This is a genomic window from Parabacteroides faecalis, assembly GCF_022809355.1.
Lineage (GTDB): Bacteria > Bacteroidota > Bacteroidia > Bacteroidales > Tannerellaceae > Parabacteroides > Parabacteroides faecalis.
In genome coordinates this window covers 85624-102083 of the sequence record NZ_JAKZMM010000011.1, presented here as the reverse complement: position 1 = coordinate 102083, position 16460 = coordinate 85624, and the positions used below count along the sequence as shown (strand labels likewise).

14 protein-coding genes and 2 tRNA genes are annotated in these 16460 nt (G+C 43.5%); 12 read left to right on the top strand and 4 right to left on the bottom strand.

The window, feature by feature from the left end; all coding sequences use genetic code 11:
• The 10 genes from MUN53_RS06235 to MUN53_RS06190 all read left to right on the top strand — a co-directional run.
• The coding region (locus tag MUN53_RS06235) for a hypothetical protein (protein WP_243323968.1) at positions 1–198 on the top strand (198 nt) is incomplete at its 5' end.
• A 117-nt stretch (positions 199–315) separates the two neighbouring features.
• Positions 316–386: transfer RNA gene (locus MUN53_RS06230), tRNA-Gln, on the top strand.
• A 32-nt stretch (positions 387–418) separates the two neighbouring features.
• Positions 419–489, top strand: a tRNA-Gln gene (locus MUN53_RS06225).
• Positions 490–694: 205 nt separating this feature from the next.
• On the top strand, positions 695–1630 hold the full coding sequence (gene metA, locus MUN53_RS06220) for a homoserine O-acetyltransferase MetA (protein WP_243323966.1): 936 nt from the start codon (positions 695–697) through the stop codon (positions 1628–1630).
• Between the two features lie 17 nt (positions 1631–1647).
• Positions 1648–3477 carry a peptidase U32 family protein gene (locus tag MUN53_RS06215; RefSeq protein ID WP_243323965.1) on the top strand — a complete coding sequence of 610 codons (1830 nt, stop codon included), beginning with the start codon at positions 1648–1650 and terminating at the stop codon, positions 3475–3477.
• Positions 3478–3485: 8 nt separating this feature from the next.
• Complete coding sequence (locus MUN53_RS06210) at positions 3486–4301, top strand: peptidylprolyl isomerase (RefSeq protein ID WP_022454968.1); 816 nt, start codon at positions 3486–3488, stop codon at positions 4299–4301.
• Positions 4302–4381: 80 nt separating this feature from the next.
• Positions 4382–6859, top strand: a complete 2478-nt coding sequence (locus tag MUN53_RS06205) for an outer membrane beta-barrel family protein (RefSeq protein WP_243323963.1) — start codon at positions 4382–4384, stop codon at positions 6857–6859.
• Positions 6860–7127: 268 nt separating this feature from the next.
• Positions 7128–9155, top strand: coding sequence for an excinuclease ABC subunit UvrB (gene uvrB / locus MUN53_RS06200; protein ID WP_243323961.1), 2028 nt, complete (start codon positions 7128–7130; stop codon positions 9153–9155).
• A gap of 6 nt (positions 9156–9161) precedes the next feature.
• The gene (locus tag MUN53_RS06195) at positions 9162–10001 is read left to right on the top strand and encodes an N-acetylmuramoyl-L-alanine amidase-like domain-containing protein (protein WP_243323958.1); all 840 of its coding nucleotides are present in this window, start codon (positions 9162–9164) and stop codon (positions 9999–10001) included.
• A gap of 271 nt (positions 10002–10272) precedes the next feature.
• Positions 10273–10911, top strand: coding sequence for a Crp/Fnr family transcriptional regulator (locus MUN53_RS06190; protein ID WP_394803046.1), 639 nt, complete (start codon positions 10273–10275; stop codon positions 10909–10911).
• Between the two features lie 82 nt (positions 10912–10993).
• Here MUN53_RS06190 and MUN53_RS06185 read toward each other — a convergent pair whose 3' ends face one another.
• Entirely contained in the window at positions 10994–11761 is a 768-nt protein-coding gene (locus MUN53_RS06185; protein WP_243323954.1) for a DUF6261 family protein, read from the bottom strand.
• Between the two features lie 417 nt (positions 11762–12178).
• Here MUN53_RS06185 and MUN53_RS06180 point away from each other — a divergent pair, with 417 nt between their 5' ends.
• Both MUN53_RS06180 and MUN53_RS06175 read left to right on the top strand, forming a co-directional pair.
• Positions 12179–12790 (top strand): hypothetical protein, encoded by a 612-nt coding sequence (locus tag MUN53_RS06180; RefSeq protein ID WP_243323953.1) that lies wholly within the window; start codon positions 12179–12181, stop codon positions 12788–12790.
• 28 nt (positions 12791–12818) lie between these two features.
• On the top strand, positions 12819–13481 hold the full coding sequence (locus MUN53_RS06175; protein WP_243323952.1) for a porin family protein: 663 nt from the start codon (positions 12819–12821) through the stop codon (positions 13479–13481).
• Positions 13482–13518: 37 nt separating this feature from the next.
• Here the strand turns inward: MUN53_RS06175 and kdsA are convergent, their stop codons facing one another.
• The 3 genes from kdsA to gap form a co-directional block, all read right to left on the bottom strand.
• Positions 13519–14322 (bottom strand): 3-deoxy-8-phosphooctulonate synthase, encoded by an 804-nt coding sequence (gene kdsA / locus MUN53_RS06170; RefSeq protein ID WP_243323951.1) that lies wholly within the window; start codon positions 14320–14322, stop codon positions 13519–13521.
• 2 nt (positions 14323–14324) lie between these two features.
• Positions 14325–15239: a tRNA (adenosine(37)-N6)-dimethylallyltransferase MiaA gene (miaA, locus tag MUN53_RS06165; protein WP_243323949.1), complete on the bottom strand. Its 915-nt coding sequence runs from the start codon at positions 15237–15239 to the stop codon at positions 14325–14327.
• 102 nt (positions 15240–15341) lie between these two features.
• Positions 15342–16352, bottom strand: coding sequence for a type I glyceraldehyde-3-phosphate dehydrogenase (gene gap, locus MUN53_RS06160; RefSeq protein WP_243323947.1), 1011 nt, complete (start codon positions 16350–16352; stop codon positions 15342–15344).
• Positions 16353–16460: the final 108 nt, after the last annotated feature.

Here is a 16460-nt window from a genome sequence, read left to right as displayed (position 1 = left end):
TTACCAAACGGAAAATCTCTCTTTCCAAATTCTTCCGAAACTTCTCTTGTTCATAATTGCTTTCTTTCATCTTCTTGCTTTTTAGGAGTCAACCTTATTTACAAAAAGACAATAAATGAGAATCAGATATGTTTTTCTGGTAAGAATGAATCCTTTACCTTGAAAGGAAGTTTAATTGCAGTTGCTGTGCCGGTATAAAATCTCTTTTGTTGAGGAAAAAATGAAGAAAAAATCGATTTTTATTTGGCAGTTCCGTAAAAATGCGTACCTTTGCACCGCAAACGAAAAAGTTGTGGTTAGTACAACGTACGACATTGTTCTATGGTGTAATGGTAGCACAACAGATTCTGGTCCTGTTTGTCCAGGTTCGAATCCTGGTAGAACAACTTCTTTCGGATGCTTTGTTTTAAAATTACATTGTTCTATGGTGTAATGGTAGCACAACAGATTCTGGTCCTGTTTGTCCAAGTTCGAATCTTGGTAGAACAACGAAAAGCTTCCTGATTCAGGAGGCTTTTTTTGTATCTGTTTGTTCCGGTTGTGGGCAAGTATTTAGGGAAGTCGCTAAAAGCTGATGTACTTCTTTCTTTCCGTTCTTGAAATTGTTCTCTTAATTTGTTCTATTCTCAGGATAAAATACATACTTTTGTAAAGTAGAAGATTTCATTAGCAAACAAATAGAGAGAATATATTTATGCCTTTAAACTTACAGAAGAATCTGCCGGCAATCGAATTGCTGAAGAAAGAACATATATTTGTGATGGATGCTTTGCGGGCTTCCTCACAAGATATCCGTCCGTTACGTGTTGTGGTGTTGAATCTGATGCCTCTTAAGATAACGACCGAAACGGATCTGGTCCGTTTGTTGAGTAATACGCCGTTGCAAGTGGAAATGGATCTGATGAAAATCAAAGGCCATACACCCAAGAATACGCCCATTGAACACATGCGTGAGTTTTACAAGGACTTCGACGCCATGAAAGATTCTTATTATGACGGGATGATTGTAACGGGTGCTCCGGTTGAACAGATGCCTTTTGAAGAAGTGACTTATTGGGAAGAGATTACGGAAATATTCGATTGGGCGCGTACGCATGTCACTTCGACGCTGTACATTTGCTGGGCAGCCCAGGCCGGACTCTACCATTTTTATAATATTCCGAAGTACGATCTTCCGTCTAAAATGTTTGGTGTTTTCCGCCATACGTTGCGAGAACCGTTTGTCCCGATATTCAGAGGCTTTGATGATGAATTCTATGTACCGCATAGCCGCCATACGGAAGTACGACGGGAAGATATTTTGAAGGTTCCCGAACTGACTTTACTTTCCGAGAGTGAAGAATCGGGTGTATATATGGCCATGGCTAGAGGAGGACGCGAATTCTTTATTACCGGACATTCTGAATATTCACCTTATACCTTGAATGATGAATATATTCGCGACTTGAATAAGGGATTACCGATTTCAGTTCCAAAGAATTACTACCGGAATGATGATCCGGCACAAGGGCCGGTTGTACGCTGGCGCGGACATGCCAATTTGTTGTTTACGAACTGGCTGAATTATTATGTCTACCAGTCAACACCTTTCCGCTGTGAAGATATCCGTTTGCTGGGCGAATTACAATGAAAAGAGAAGAATCTGCTATGGTAAGGAAAATTGAATTATTGTCGCCGGCAAAGGATTTGACGTGTGGATTGGAGGCTATTCGTCATGGAGCAGATGCTGTTTATATCGGAGCTCCTAAATTTGGAGCGCGGGCAGCGGCCGGAAATACGTTGGAAGATATACGGACGCTGTGCGATTTTGCCCACATATATGATGCCCGTATTTATGTGACATTAAATACGGTCTTGAAAGAAGAAGAACTGGAAGAAGCACGTCAGTTGGCCTGGCAGTTGTATAATGCCGGGGTAGATGCGCTGATTGTACAGGATATGGCACTGATGCAGATGGATCTTCCACCGATTCCTCTTCATGCCAGTACACAAACGGATAACCGGACGGTAGAAAAGGTCCGCTTTCTGCAGGATGTAGGCTTTACACAAGTTGTGCTGGCCCGTGAATTGACGCTGAAAGAAATCCAAAAGATTGCCTCAGAAACGGATGTGGCGCTCGAAGCCTTCGTACACGGAGCTTTGTGCGTTAGTTATAGTGGTCAGTGTTATCTGAGTGCCGCTTTGTCCGGACGTAGTGCAAACCGGGGCGAATGTGCTCAGTATTGCCGTTTGCCTTATACCATGGTTGATGCCAACGGAAAGGTAATAGCTTCGCAGAAACACTTGCTTTCGTTGCGGGATATGAATCGCTCGGACGATTTGGAAGCAATGATGGATGCCGGAATTTCCTCTTTCAAGATAGAAGGACGCTTGAAAGATGTCTCGTATGTGAAGAACGTGACAGCCTGGTATCGGAACAAACTCGATGAAATATTGGCCCGTCGTCCGGAATATGTACGGGCCTCTGTCGGAGAAAGCCGTTATACGTTTACGCCTCAGGTAGCGAAGAGTTTTAACCGTGGTTTTACACCTTTTTATCTATATGGAAGAAATGCTGATGTGACAGCTTTTGATACGCCGAAATCACAGGGAGAACAGGTTGGAACCGTAAAGGAAATACGGAGCAACAGCTTTACTGTGGCTGGATTGACGCCGTTAAACAACGGCGATGGTTTGGCTTTCTTCAATCAACGTGGTGAATTGGAGGGTTTCCGGGTAAATAAAGTGGAAGCAAACCGGGTTTATCCACAAGTGATGCCGGAAGGCTTACGTCCGAAAATGAAGTTGTACCGGAATTACGACCAGCAGTTTGAGAAATTATTGTCGAAGCCTTCGGCCGACCGGAAAATACCGGTTAGAATCTCATTCGATGAACATCCGGAAGGATTTTCAGTAGAAATGGAAGATGAAACGGGTGCCCGCGTGACGATTGTCCGTCCGTATGAAAAGATTCCGGCACAGAAAGATCAGACAGAAAATATTTGTACGCAGTTATCCAAATTAGGAAATACACCTTTTGATTGGGGAGCAGTGAAGGTGAATATGAGTCAGCCTTGGTTTGTTCCGTCTTCTTTGCTGGCTGATATGCGTCGGGAGGTTGTAGAAAAGCTTTTGTCGTGCCGGAAGATGCGATACCGGAGAGAATTGGTTCGCCGGAAACCGACAACATCCGTTCTTTTCCCGGAGAAACAGCTGACCTATTTAGGGAATGTCGCCAATTCGGAAGCGCGTCAATTTTATAAGGAACATGGAGTGGAATCTATAGAGCCGGCTTTTGAAGTGAAACCTTTGTCGGATGTGCCTCTGATGTTTACCAAACATTGTTTGCGATATAGTATGGGTTGGTGTCCGACATACCAACAAGGGAAATCTCCATATAAGGAACCTTATTTTCTGTTATATAAAGAACAGCGGCTTCGCTTGAAGTTCGATTGTAAACATTGTCAGATGTTAGTATGGAATGAATCTAATAAATGAGTAAGAATATGAAGAAGATTTTAGCACTGTTTTCCTTGTTGTTTGTCATGACTGCTTGCGGTCCGGAACAACTGGAAGAAGGGAAACCGGTTTATGTAACGGTTTCGACAAACATGGGAGATGTAACCGTTATGCTTTATGATGATACACCTTTGCATCGGGATAATTTTATTAAGTTATGTCAGGATAATGCCTATGAAGGAGTATTGTTCCATCGGGTTATCAAGGAATTTGTGGTACAAGGAGGCGATCCAAACAGTAAAGCCCATGAACCGGGGGCTTTATATGGCGATGGGGATGGCGGTTATACAGTGCCTGCCGAAATATTACCCAATCATTTCAATAAGCGTGGAGCGTTGATTGATGCGAAAGAAGGAGATGAAGTGAATCCGGAACGGGAATCGGCAGGAACACAATTCTGTTTTATCCAGGGAAAAGTTTGGAATGACGAGGAATTGGACGGGATAGAAAAGCGCATCAACAATACACGCCGTAACTGGCTGTATTATGTTTTCCAGAGTCGGTTGAAGAAACAACATCCTGAACTGGCTGATGAAGCGAATGCCGATGAACTGCACATGCAGACATCTTTGATGCTTGAAGATACTTTGGCACAATTGCAACCGATGGTGATTCCTGAAGAACATCGTCAGGTATATCGTACAATCGGTGGTTCTCCTCATTTGGATGGTTCGGTTACTATATTTGGTGAAGTAGTAGAAGGATTGGATATTGTAGAGAAAATCTCGTTGGTTGAAACGGATAAAAATGATCGTCCGTTACAGGATGTGATTGTTCTGAAGACAAAAGTATTCCAGAAGTAAATGGGAAAACCAGATACATACGGATTGTGTATGTAGAGAGTGGAGAATGTAGAAACTAAATAAACCTATATTTTAATATTATGCAGCTTAAAAACACATGGAAACTCATGTTCCTGTTGATGAACATGGCGTTTTGTCTTGCCCAAGCGCAGACAAAATCAAATTGGGGAGTGAAAGGTGTCTTATTGGACTCGTTGACGAATGAAGGAGAACCGTATGCCACCATTCGTATTGTACAGGAGAAAAAGACGGAACCAGTCAAATTGGCTGTTACGGATTTGGATGGTAAATTTAATGTTGATCTTCCTCAAACGGGGAATTTTGCGATCCATATTACCTCTATTGGGAAAAAGACTGTCAGCCGGAACTTTTCTGTTACAGACAGACAGCCACTCGTTGATTTGGGTAAACTTTATACTTCTGAGGCCAGTGAAGAACTGGAAGGAATAGAAGTGGTGGCTCAAAAGCCATTGGTCAAGGCGGAGATCGATAAGATTTCGTATAGTATAGCCGATGATCCGGACTCAAAAACCAATACAACCTTGGAAATGTTACGGAAGGTTCCGTTGGTTTCGGTTGATGGAGAAGATAATATTCAGGTCAATGGTTCCAGTAACTTCAAGGTTCATGTGAATGGAAAACCCAACACACTGATGAGTAATAACCCGAAAGAAGTATTGAAGAGCTTGCCGGCCAATTCTGTAAAGTCGATAGAGGTTATTACTGATCCGGGAGCAAAATATGATGCGGAAGGAGTGGGTGGTATCTTGAATATCATTACCACTGAAGGACGGATGCAAGGGTATAATGTAACGTTAGGAGCGAACGGAAGTAATCGTGGTGTCGGTGGTTATGCCTATGGTACCGTACAGGTTGGGAAGTTTACAGTGACGGGGAACTATTCCTATAATTATAATAATACACCTCGGGGTTATACGACTTCCACACGGGAAGATTTTACATCGGATACTTATAAATACTTGCAGAGCGATGGTTCTTCCAAGAATACCGGTAACTATCAGTTTGGAAATATCGAAGCCAGTTACGAGATTGATACTTTGAATCTGATCACTTTCTCAGCGAACGTGTTTGGCGGAAAGTCCAAGTCGGAGAGTGAGTCTTACAGCTTTATGAATAATGTTGATCTGCAGAAGATGTACGACTACCGCTCGTTCAGTAATAGCGAAAGCAGCTTTGGTAATACGGGCTTGAATGTCGATTACCAACATTCAATGAAGCGAAAGGGAGAATACCTGACAGCTTCTTATAAGTTCAATAATTCGCCCAACGACAGTGAGGCAGAAACCTATTACGATGATATAACGGATGTTCCCTTCCGTCTGACAGACCAGTATTATAACAACGATGCCCATACGGCAGAACATACTTTGCAGTTGGATTATGTAAATCCATTGAATGAGATGCATTATATTGATGCCGGAATGAAATACATTTTCCGTCAGAATGCGAGTGACAGTAAATATTTCATGGAAAACGAAGATGGTTCGTTTGTTCAGAATGAAGATCAAAGCAGTATGTTTGATCAAGGGCAGAATATCCTGGCTGCCTATGCCGACTATCAGCTGAAATGGAAAAAGCTGGGCTTTAAAGTAGGAGCCCGCTATGAACATACCTTTATGGATGTAGAATATGCTTATTTCCCGGACAGGAATTTTGATGCCAACTTTGATGATATTGTTCCGACAGCCAACTTATCCTATATGTTAGGTATGAGTTCTTCTTTGCGGGCGAATTATAATATGCGTATCAACCGTCCCGGTATCTGGTACCTGAATCCGTTCCGCGATACCAGCAATCCGACATCCATCAGCTATGGTAATCCGGATTTGGATACAGAAAAATCACATAATCTCGGCTTAACATACAGCAGCTTTTCAGCTAAGTTCAGTGTAAATGCTACGATCAATTATAATTTTACCAATAATGGAATTGAACGGTATTCTTTTATGAATAACGGAGTAATGGAAAATACCTATGACAATATTGGTAAAACCCAACGGACCCGTTTATCTCTTTGGATGAACTGGAATCCGGGAAATAAAACCCGTATTTCTATCAATGCTTCCGGTAGTTATTCAGATTTCAGCAGTAAGAAATTGGATACAAAGAACAGTGGATTTCAGGGTAATCTGTTTGGTAATATCCAGCAGACGTTGCCATGGGATTTAAGATTCAGTGTGTATGGCGGAGGCAGTACGCCTTATATCTCTTTACAGGGAAAAGGTTCTTCCAATTATTTCTACGGAATGAACTTGAGCCGTTCGTTCTTGAAGGATAAACGATTGAATGTTTCTGTATATGTAAGCAATATCTTCAATTATTATCAGAAGTATTCCAATGAAACCGTTACAGATACATTCCGTTCTTGGTCGGAAAGTAAAATGCCTCGATCTTCGTATGGTTTGAGTATCAGCTGGCGCTTTGGTGAATTGAAGGCACAGGTGAAACGAACAGCCCGAAGTATCAATAATGATGATGTCAAATCCGGAGGAAATAGTAGCTCGAGCGAAGGATCAAGCTCTTCGGGAACTAATTAATCATTTCAGGTGTATTGAAATAGTTTTTGTTTATGTAAAAAACTATTTCAATACTATGCTGTAAAACATGTATTTGTTAATTCGTATTAATCTGAATCATTTTTCCAAATAAAAACTTGTGTTGTTCAGCATGAAGCTATACATTTGCACTGTGTTTTTCATGGTATTAGATTTAAGGTTAACAATGGAGATTGGTTGTCGTGATGACAACCTTTTTCTTTTTTAATACGTACCTTTGTACGAATGCTTATCGAAATAAAGTAAGACTATGTATTTTGAACTTTCTTCTCCTTTTAAACCCACCGGTGATCAGCCGGAAGCAATAGCTGCTTTGTCCGAAGGATTAAAGAGTGGGGTTCCTTTTCAGACATTATTGGGTGTGACGGGTTCCGGTAAGACGTTTACGATAGCAAACGTGATTAAGGAAGTACAGAAACCAACGCTTATCCTCAGTCATAATAAAACATTGGCAGCTCAGTTGTATAGTGAGTTTAAGGCATTCTTCCCGAATAATGCGGTCGAGTATTTTGTCTCGTATTATGATTATTACCAGCCGGAGGCTTATCTGCCTTCTACAGATACCTATATCGAGAAAGATTTGGCTATAAATGATGAAATTGATAAACTCCGGTTGCGGGCAACGGCTTCTCTGTTGTCTGGAAGGCGAGATGTAATTGTGGTTTCTTCTGTATCTTGTCTCTATGGTATGGCTGATCCGCGGGCGTTTGCCGAGAAAGTAACTCATTTGGAGCGAGGGATGCAGATTGACCGGGATGAATTGCTCCGTCGGTTTGTGGCTGCGCTTTATATCAATAATAAATTGGAATTCAATAGTGGATGTTTCCGTGTGAATGGTGATACGGTAGATATATTCCCTGCCATTGAAACATTCGATGGCGTTGCTTATCGGATTGAATTCTGGGGAGATGAGATTGATCGTATTTCATCGTTTGATCCGATGACCGGACAGGAAATCGATGAACAGGACGAACTGAATATTTATCCGACAAACCTTTTCGTGACGACGCAGGAGCGTATTAATCAGGCAATCGGACAGATTGATGTGGATCTGGGTACACAGGTGGAATATTTGAAGGAGATTGGAAAACCGTATGAGGCAAAACGTCTTTATGAACGGGTGACGTATGATTTGGAGATGATCCGGGAATTGGGACATTGTTCGGGTATCGAGAATTATTCCCGATATTTCGACGGTCGGGAAGCCGGTGAACGTCCTTTCTGTCTATTGGATTATTTCCCGAAAGACTTCCTGTTGGTGGTGGATGAGAGCCATGTGACGATTCCGCAGATCCGTGCCATGTATGGCGGCGATTATGCCCGTAAGAAGAATCTGGTGGATTATGGTTTCCGCCTGCCGGCTGCGATGGATAACCGTCCGTTGACGTTTGATGAGTTTGAATCCCTGACACCGTGTGCGATTTATGTGAGTGCGACTCCGGCTGACTATGAACTGGAAAAGAGCGAAGGTATTGTTGTCGATCAGGTGATTCGTCCGACGGGACTGTTGGATCCTATTATTGAAGTGCGCCCGACCTTGAATCAGATAGATGATCTGATGGAAGAGATTGCCCAGCGGTCGGCTGTGGATGAACGGATTCTGGTAACGACTTTGACGAAGCGGATGGCTGAAGAGTTGACGACTTATATGACACGTATGGGTGTCCGTTGTAATTATATCCATAGTGATGTGGATACCTTGGAGCGGGTACAGATTATGGATGACCTGCGGAAAGGTTTGTTTGACGTGTTGATTGGTGTCAATCTGTTGCGTGAAGGATTGGACTTGCCGGAGGTTTCGCTGGTGGCGATTCTGGATGCCGATAAGGAAGGTTTCTTGCGTTCCCATCGTTCGCTGACACAGACTGCCGGACGTGCGGCGCGTAATATACACGGAAAGGTAATCTTTTATGCGGACAAGATAACGGACAGCATGCGCTTGACGATGGAAGAAACGAACCGTCGGCGTGAGAAACAGATGGCTTACAACGAGAAGCACGGTATTACACCGAAACAGGTGGTGAAGAACAGCGTCTCATTGGTGGCCGAAAAGCAACAACAGACAGCCGAACCGTATGCGTATGTAGAGCCTGAAAGAGCGAATGTGGCAGCCGATCCGGTGGTACAGTATATGAATCGCAGCCAGTTGGAGAAGGCTATCGAGCAGACCCGCCGGAAGATGACCGAAGCGGCCAAGAAGCTGGAGTTTATCGAAGCGGCTCAATATCGCGACGAACTGGTGAAACTGGAAACTTTGTTGGAAACGAAACACGATTAAATCCCGATGAGAACTATTCTTTCTTGGCTGTGTGCCTTGTTTTTCTTTTCGTATGGAGTAGGAGCACAATCCCTTTCTTATACGAAGGCAGATTCGTTATTTTGTCTTCAAGTATTGGATAGTCTGAAGCATTTGCAGACAACGGATGCCGGCGAACGGCTGGTGCAGGTGGCTCATTTGTTCTTGGATAAGCCGTATGTGGCTGCTACTCTGGAAGGAGAACCTGAAACCCTGGTGGTGAATTTCCGTGAACTGGATTGTACGACGTTGGTCGAATCGGTCTTGGCCTTGTCGCAACCCGTTTCTTCGTTTGCCGATTATACGGAGGCGTTGCGCGGATTGCGTTACCGGAAGGGTGAGGTTCGTTATACCGAGCGGCTTCATTATATAGCCGATTGGATGTACGAGAACGACAAGCGTGGCTTGGTGAAAGATATCACGCCCGAATTGCCGGGTAGCGAACCGTTGCCGTTGGCACTTTCGTTCATGTCGTCTCATCCCGAATCCTATCCGGCATTGAAAGGACATCCCGAGCGGGTGGCGCGTATGCAGGAAGTAGAATCGGCTGTCAATGCGCGTTCTGGTTATGCCTATCTGCCGAAAGAACGGATGGGCGAGGCTGAGAAATTCATTCGCAATGGAGACATTATCGGTTTCGTGACGACGATTAAAGGTTTGGATGTGACACACCTGGGAATTGCTTATTGGGCGACGCCGGAGCGACTGACTTTTATCCATGCTTCTTCGTCGGCTCGGAAGGTAATTGTTAATCCGGATTCACTGGAAAGTTATCTCAAGCGTCAGAAATCTTGTCGGGGCATCTGGCTGATCCGTCCTAATAGTTAACCGATTGGTTCCATTTCTATGGATTTGTGAGCGATGAATCTTCTTAAATGACGATTTATACTTATTGTTTGCCGATAGCTGAGAATTTGAAATGTGAAAAAAGACGCTTATCCGAAAAAATAAATCGTTTTTCGAGAGGTTAATCCAATTTTTGTTATAATTTTGTGTCTCGTAAATATGTTTTATAGCAATCATTTTTTTAGCCGTGGTTAAGCAACAACATAAGGAAGATTTTGATTTCTCGTCAAGCCTGACGGAAGTCTGGCGGGTCTTGACTGACAAAGAGCGGGAAATGTTACGCAATAATTCATCAATTCAGACCTTCAAACGGAATGAACTGATTTATTGCGAAGGTGACGAACCGAAAGACATGATGTGTCTGCTGAAAGGAAAGGTGAAAATATTCAAAGACGGTGTAGGTGGCCGTAGCCAGATTATCCGTATGATCAAGCCGGTACAGTATTTCGGGTATCGGGCGAATTTCGCACAGGAGGATTATCTGACCAATGCTTCCGCATTCGAACCTTCTACTGTTTGCCTGATTCCGATGACGGTGGTAAAGGAGTTGATCTATGCCAATCCGGATTTGGCGATGTTCTTTATCCGTCAGCTGTCGGTCGATTTGGGTATCGCCGATGAAAGGACGGTCAACTTGACGCAGAAGCATATCCGCGGACGTCTGGCAGAATCTCTTTTGTTCCTTAAAGACAGTTATGGATTGGAAGAAGATGGTGCGACGCTGAGTATTTATCTGGCGCGTGAAGATTTGGCAAATCTTTCGAATATGACGACTTCGAATGCCATCCGCACCTTGTCCACCTTCGTGTCGGAACATATTATTGCTATCGACGGTCGTAAGATCAAGCTTATAGATGAAGAAAAACTGAAGAAGATCAGTCGGATGGGGTAAAACTACCGGATGGAATAAAATAGAAGAGAGGCATGGATTTAGTAAAGTCCGTGCCTCTCTTCTATTTATCGCTCAGAGTATCTCAGAGATATTTCGGATAGAAAGGCTGGTAGGTAGTACCATCACTTCCATTATTCTCTTGTTGGGTTGACTTTTTAGTCAGTTCTTGTTCCTTATAATGCTTGATCTGTGCATTGATCTCGTCGATTGTTGTGACATACTCGTTGGTATTGGTCGTATCAACCAGATATAGGGCATTGATTTTATCGACGATGATCTGGTAGGCAGCATCTGTATCAGCACGGGCAGAGAGCATGGCTGCCTTGGTTTGTCCGGCACGTTCGTTGTCGCGTGACTGCAATCCCGCTTTTACTTTCTCATTTCCGTCTTTCATCATCGTGACGAAGGGTGTTAACCCCAGACTTTCTACTTGTTCGCTGTATGTGGATTCCAAATCTTCAATGAAGTTGGTCATCAGACCAGTCTGCCGGCTGAGCGACATTTTGGTGTCGATTTGATAATCCGTCAGATGTTGGCTCAGCACTTTAGCCGCTTCATATTGCGCTCCGCTTCCTAAGTACGTAAATCCCTTTACCGCATATTTGTATCCTACATAAGCATTGTCGCGGGCCTTGTCGGCATTGGCAATCTCGTCTGTCTTGTCACTTTTCCGGCTCAAGACCAGCACGGCATCCTCGCTGTCGAGCGCAGTTTTGAATGCCGGAAGTTCTGTACTTAGTTTTTCCCCATAAAGCAGAATGCTATTCAGGTTCGTGTAGATGGCTTCCATAAAATTGTAGTGGGCTCCATTGGTGAGGCTGTGTGTGTCGATTGTGTTGATTTTTTTCATGACTCAATAATTTTGAAATTTATAATAGTTTTTTTGTCGGAAGAAGAATTCCTGTCGGTTTTGTGCTTCCCGAAGATTCGGAAAGTGTCCCGCCGCCGGAAAAGTGCTTCCCGAAAGTTCGGAAAATCTCCCGCCGCCGGAAAAGTGCCTCCCGAAGGTTCGGAAAGTCTCCCGCCGCCGGAAAAGTGCTTCCCGAAGGTTCGGAAAGTCTCCCGCCGCCGGGAAAATGTTTTCCGAAAGTTCGGGAATTTTCCCTCTACTTGGAAAATTCTTCCTCTCGCCGCTAAATATACGATTTAAAACGATACAAGCCTTATTTGAAAAGGATAAATTTAAACAGTATGATGTAATAAATTTAGGCTAGCTTCGTTATTATTATACTTAATGAATTTATTGTTTAATTTAAATTTAAGAGAGATGAAAAAATTTTTTATGTGTGCATGCTGTTTAGCCACACTTCTAACCGCATGTAACAATGATGTAGTTGAACAACTAGAATCTGAATCTGAGTTAAAAACTAAAAGTGTTGTGGAGACTGATACTACTGATGTGCTTTATATTACAGATGAAGTATGGTCGGAGTTAATGTCTTCTCATGGCGAATTTACGGAATATGTAAATCCTCAAATAGTACCCATGCTATCTGTTGAATCTAGAACTGCTGTTGGTTATACATCTTGTACTGCAAGAAGTGGAAAAGAAAATGTCAAATGTACATTTCCTGCTGATGCGTTTGACAAAATAGGTATTCCTCAAGGAATTTACATTGTTGATTTTTGTGAGGCGAAAATTAATATAAACTTGAAAACTGGTGAACAATTTATCGCATTAAATGAATCTCCAAATTGTGGCTTTAAACCAGATTTTGAGGAAACTCGTGGATATGCTATGGTAATGGATGGAAGTAGAATTGTTTTGACGACATATTTGACGCATATAAAATATGATATGGCTGGCAAAAATGTAAATGTATGGTATCCTCTCATTCCTGAGAATTTAAAGTGGGATTATAGTATATTGGTTATGTAATTTGTGAGATATAGATCAAGAATGAGTAATGGGAAATAGAATTTTAGTGAGTTGTAAAGATTTGGAGAGAATAGTGTTTGGTATTATATTATTATTTTCCTTTGCTGAAGGAACTTTTGCTCAGTGGTCTGTCGGCGGGAAAGTGGGAGCTAATTTCTCTAATCTGAAGAACGGTTCTATGGCAGAATCTATGACGCAACGTGTTGGGTTCAACTTGGGGGCTGTTGGTCATTATCAGTTCAATGACTGGTTGGGGATCCAAGGAGAGATCCTATACGCGAAATATGCTGTACTTTATAATGGCAGCTTATTAGATATGGGAAATGTGGAAGGTAATGGCAATCTTTCATATATTCATGATCCTAAGATCCGGTCTCATTATATTGATGTTCCTATTTTGGCTCAAATATCACCTTTTAAACGCATACCCGGAGTGAGCTTTGAGGTAGGCGTACAACCTGGCTTTTTCTTGGGAGAGAATATAAAGGATGGAAAGAGGAGCGTGGATACGAATTTATATGATCGTAATCCAGTCAATTGTTCCCTTTTGTTTGGAGCAGCCTTTAAATTTCCTGCCAATTGGTATTTCGATCTGCGTTATGTCTTGGGTATAACAGATAATTATGAGTCTTATCATGGCATAAATACTCGCGCCTTGCAGTTGTCTCTTGGTTATCTTTTCCAATTATAAATAAAATGCTTGGGGCATTGCTCCCCAAGCATTTGTATTATTTAATAGCCTCACGGATACGAATCAGCCGTGTGAGCAAACCTTCCAATAAATCGAGTTGCAGCATATTCGCGCCGTCAGACTTGGCTACTGCCGGTTCGGGATGTGTTTCGATAAACAATCCGTCGGCTCCTACGGCAATGGCAGCCTTGGCAATCGTCTCGATAAGGGCCGGCATACCACCCGTTACGCCCGATGTCTGGTTGGGCTGTTGCAACGAATGCGTTACATCCATTACCACCGGAAAACCAAATGCCTGCATTTGCGGAATACCTCGATAATCGACTACCAAATCCGTGTAGCCGAAAGTCGTACCTCGTTCGGTGAGCATCACTTGTCGATTACCTGCATCTACCACTTTTTGGGCGGCAAACTGCATGGCTCCGGGAGAAAGAAACTGTCCCTTCTTGATATTGACAACCTTTCCGGTGCGGGCGGCAGCTACAAGCAAGTCTGTTTGCCGGCATAAGAAGGCTGGGATTTGCAGAACGTCCACATATTCGGCAGCCATGGCCGCCTCGTGTGTCTCATGAATGTCGGTTACAGTCGGCAAACCGAAGGTTTCGCCCACTTTGCGCAAGATCTTCAGCGCCTTTTCATCGCCAATCCCTGTAAAGGAATCCAGGCGCGAACGATTTGCCTTCCGGTACGACCCTTTGAATACATAAGGAATTTGCAGCCGGGCAGTTATTTCCGTAATCTTCTCGGCGATACGGAGCGCCATGTCTTCTCCTTCGATCACGCACGGACCCGCCAGGAGGAAGAAGTTATCCGAGTTTGTCAGTTTGTCAAGCGTAAACATGATTATTGAATGAGAGCTAATACGTTGTTAATCTTTTCGTCGGTAGGAAGCGTGGCGTCGAGCCAATGAATATGCAAACCGCGCCGTTCCATTCCGCGGAACCACGTCATCTGCCGTTTGGCAAACTGGTGAATGGCGATTTCTAGTTGCGATACCATTTCGTCGTACGTCAGTTGCCCGATAATATATAAGGTAAGGAATTTGTATTCCAGTCCGTAATAGATGAGGTCTTCAGGCTTCACGCCGGTGGCGAGGATCGCGCGGACTTCATCCACCATACCTTCGTCCAGCCGGGCACGCAGTCGCCGCGAAATCTTTTCCCTCCGCAACTCCCGGTCGATATCCACACCAATAATCAGGCTGTTGATCGGCGCATACTCCCGCTTGTCGGGCGCTTCCGTCTTATAAAACTCTTCGATCTCGATGGCACGGATAGCACGCTGAGCCGAGTCGACGTCGGTCTTGTTATGCAAAACCTTGTATGAAGCCAGGATCTGCTCCAGTTCTGCCAATGATTTTCCTTTCAGCGATTCCCGCAAAGACGGATTCTGCGGCACATCGAGTAGTTTGAATCCCCTGAGGACCGATTCGATATACATGCCTGTTCCTCCGCAAAGGATGGGCAGTTTCCCTTTCTTCCGGATTTCCTCGAAAGCCTTGTGAAAGTCGTGCTGGTATTCGAATACGTTGTATTTATCGCCCGGATTGCAGATATCAATCAGGTGATAGGGGATCTGTTTCCCGTCAACCATGTAATCCGCCAGGTCTTTTCCCGTCCCAATATCCATCGAGCGATACACCTGCCGCGAATCTCCGCTGATGATTTCTGTATCCAGTCGTGCTGCCAGGGCTGCTGCAAAAGCTGTTTTTCCCGAAGCCGTCGGACCAATGATAGTAATGAGTTCGTAATTATTCATGTTGCAAACTTACGAATTTTGCCTGCATACTGCCAAAGGTAAGGACATAAAAAAAGCCGCATCCCGAAAGATGCGGCTTTGAAACTATTTAATCTGGATAGATTAGCAGTTTACAGATGCCATGTGAGCGATCAAATCCAATACTTTGTTAGAGTAACCGATTTCGTTGTCATACCAAGAAACAACTTTAACGAAAGTATCAGTCAAAGCGATACCAGCTTTAGCATCGAAGATTGAAGTGTGAGTGTCACCCAAGAAGTCAGAAGAAACAACTGCATCTTCAGTGTAACCCAGGATACCCTTCAATTCACCTTCAGAAGCTTCCTTCATAGCAGCGCAGATTTCTTCGTATTTAGCCGGCTTAGCCAAGTTTACAGTCAAGTCAACAACTGAAACGTCCAAAGTCGGAACACGCATTGACATACCAGTCAATTTACCGTTCAATTCAGGGATAACTTTACCTACAGCCTTAGCAGCACCTGTTGAAGAAGGGATAATGTTGCCAGAAGCAGCACGACCACCACGCCAGTCTTTCATAGAAGGACCGTCAACAGTCTTCTGAGTAGCAGTAGTTGAGTGAACTGTAGTCATCAAACCGTCAGTGATACCCCATTTGTCGTTCAATACTTTAGCGATCGGAGCCAAGCAGTTAGTAGTACAAGAAGCGTTAGAAACGAACTGAGTACCCTTAACATAAGTCTTTTCGTTAACACCACAAACGAACATAGGAGTAGCGTCCTTAGAAGGAGCTGACATAACTACATATTTAGCACCAGCCTGGATGTGAGCCTGAGCCTTTTCCTGAGTCAAGAACAGACCTGTAGATTCAACTACATATTCTGCACCAACTGCATCCCACTTCAAATCAGCCGGATTCTTTTCAGCAGTAACACGGATTTCTTTACCGTTAACGATCAATTTGCTGTTTTCAACGTCTGCTTCGATAGTTCCGTTGAACTGGCCGTGCATTGTATCATATTTCAACATGTAAGCCAAGTAATCAACCGGGCACAAGTCGTTAATACCTACGATCTGGATATCGTTTCTGTTCTGAGCTGCACGGAATACAAAGCGGCCGATACGACCGAATCCGTTAATACCTACTTTAATCATTGTAATAAAACTTTTTATGGGTTTATTAAAAAATTGTTCTTCTTATTTAGTCTCGGCGACCTCTTTCAAAGTCCCCTTGTTTTTCGACTGCAAATTTAGTTATGTTTT

Excerpts from the sequence above, each read along its gene's own strand:
- metA (WP_243323966.1), top strand. The coding sequence starts at position 695 with ATGCCTTTAAACTTACAGAAGAATCTGCCGGCAATCGAATTGCTGAAG.
- MUN53_RS06215 (WP_243323965.1), top strand. The coding sequence starts at position 1,648 with ATGGTAAGGAAAATTGAATTATTGTCGCCGGCAAAGGATTTGACGTGT.
- MUN53_RS06210 (WP_022454968.1), top strand. The coding sequence starts at position 3,486 with ATGAAGAAGATTTTAGCACTGTTTTCCTTGTTGTTTGTCATGACTGCT.
- MUN53_RS06205 (WP_243323963.1), top strand. The coding sequence starts at position 4,382 with ATGCAGCTTAAAAACACATGGAAACTCATGTTCCTGTTGATGAACATG.
- uvrB (WP_243323961.1), top strand. The coding sequence starts at position 7,128 with ATGTATTTTGAACTTTCTTCTCCTTTTAAACCCACCGGTGATCAGCCG.
- MUN53_RS06195 (WP_243323958.1), top strand. The coding sequence starts at position 9,162 with ATGAGAACTATTCTTTCTTGGCTGTGTGCCTTGTTTTTCTTTTCGTAT.
- MUN53_RS06185 (WP_243323954.1), bottom strand. The coding sequence starts at position 11,761 with ATGAAAAAAATCAACACAATCGACACACACAGCCTCACCAATGGAGCC.
- MUN53_RS06180 (WP_243323953.1), top strand. The coding sequence starts at position 12,179 with ATGAAAAAATTTTTTATGTGTGCATGCTGTTTAGCCACACTTCTAACC.
- MUN53_RS06175 (WP_243323952.1), top strand. The coding sequence starts at position 12,819 with ATGGGAAATAGAATTTTAGTGAGTTGTAAAGATTTGGAGAGAATAGTG.
- kdsA (WP_243323951.1), bottom strand. The coding sequence starts at position 14,322 with ATGTTTACGCTTGACAAACTGACAAACTCGGATAACTTCTTCCTCCTG.
- miaA (WP_243323949.1), bottom strand. The coding sequence starts at position 15,239 with ATGAATAATTACGAACTCATTACTATCATTGGTCCGACGGCTTCGGGA.
- gap (WP_243323947.1), bottom strand. The coding sequence starts at position 16,352 with ATGATTAAAGTAGGTATTAACGGATTCGGTCGTATCGGCCGCTTTGTA.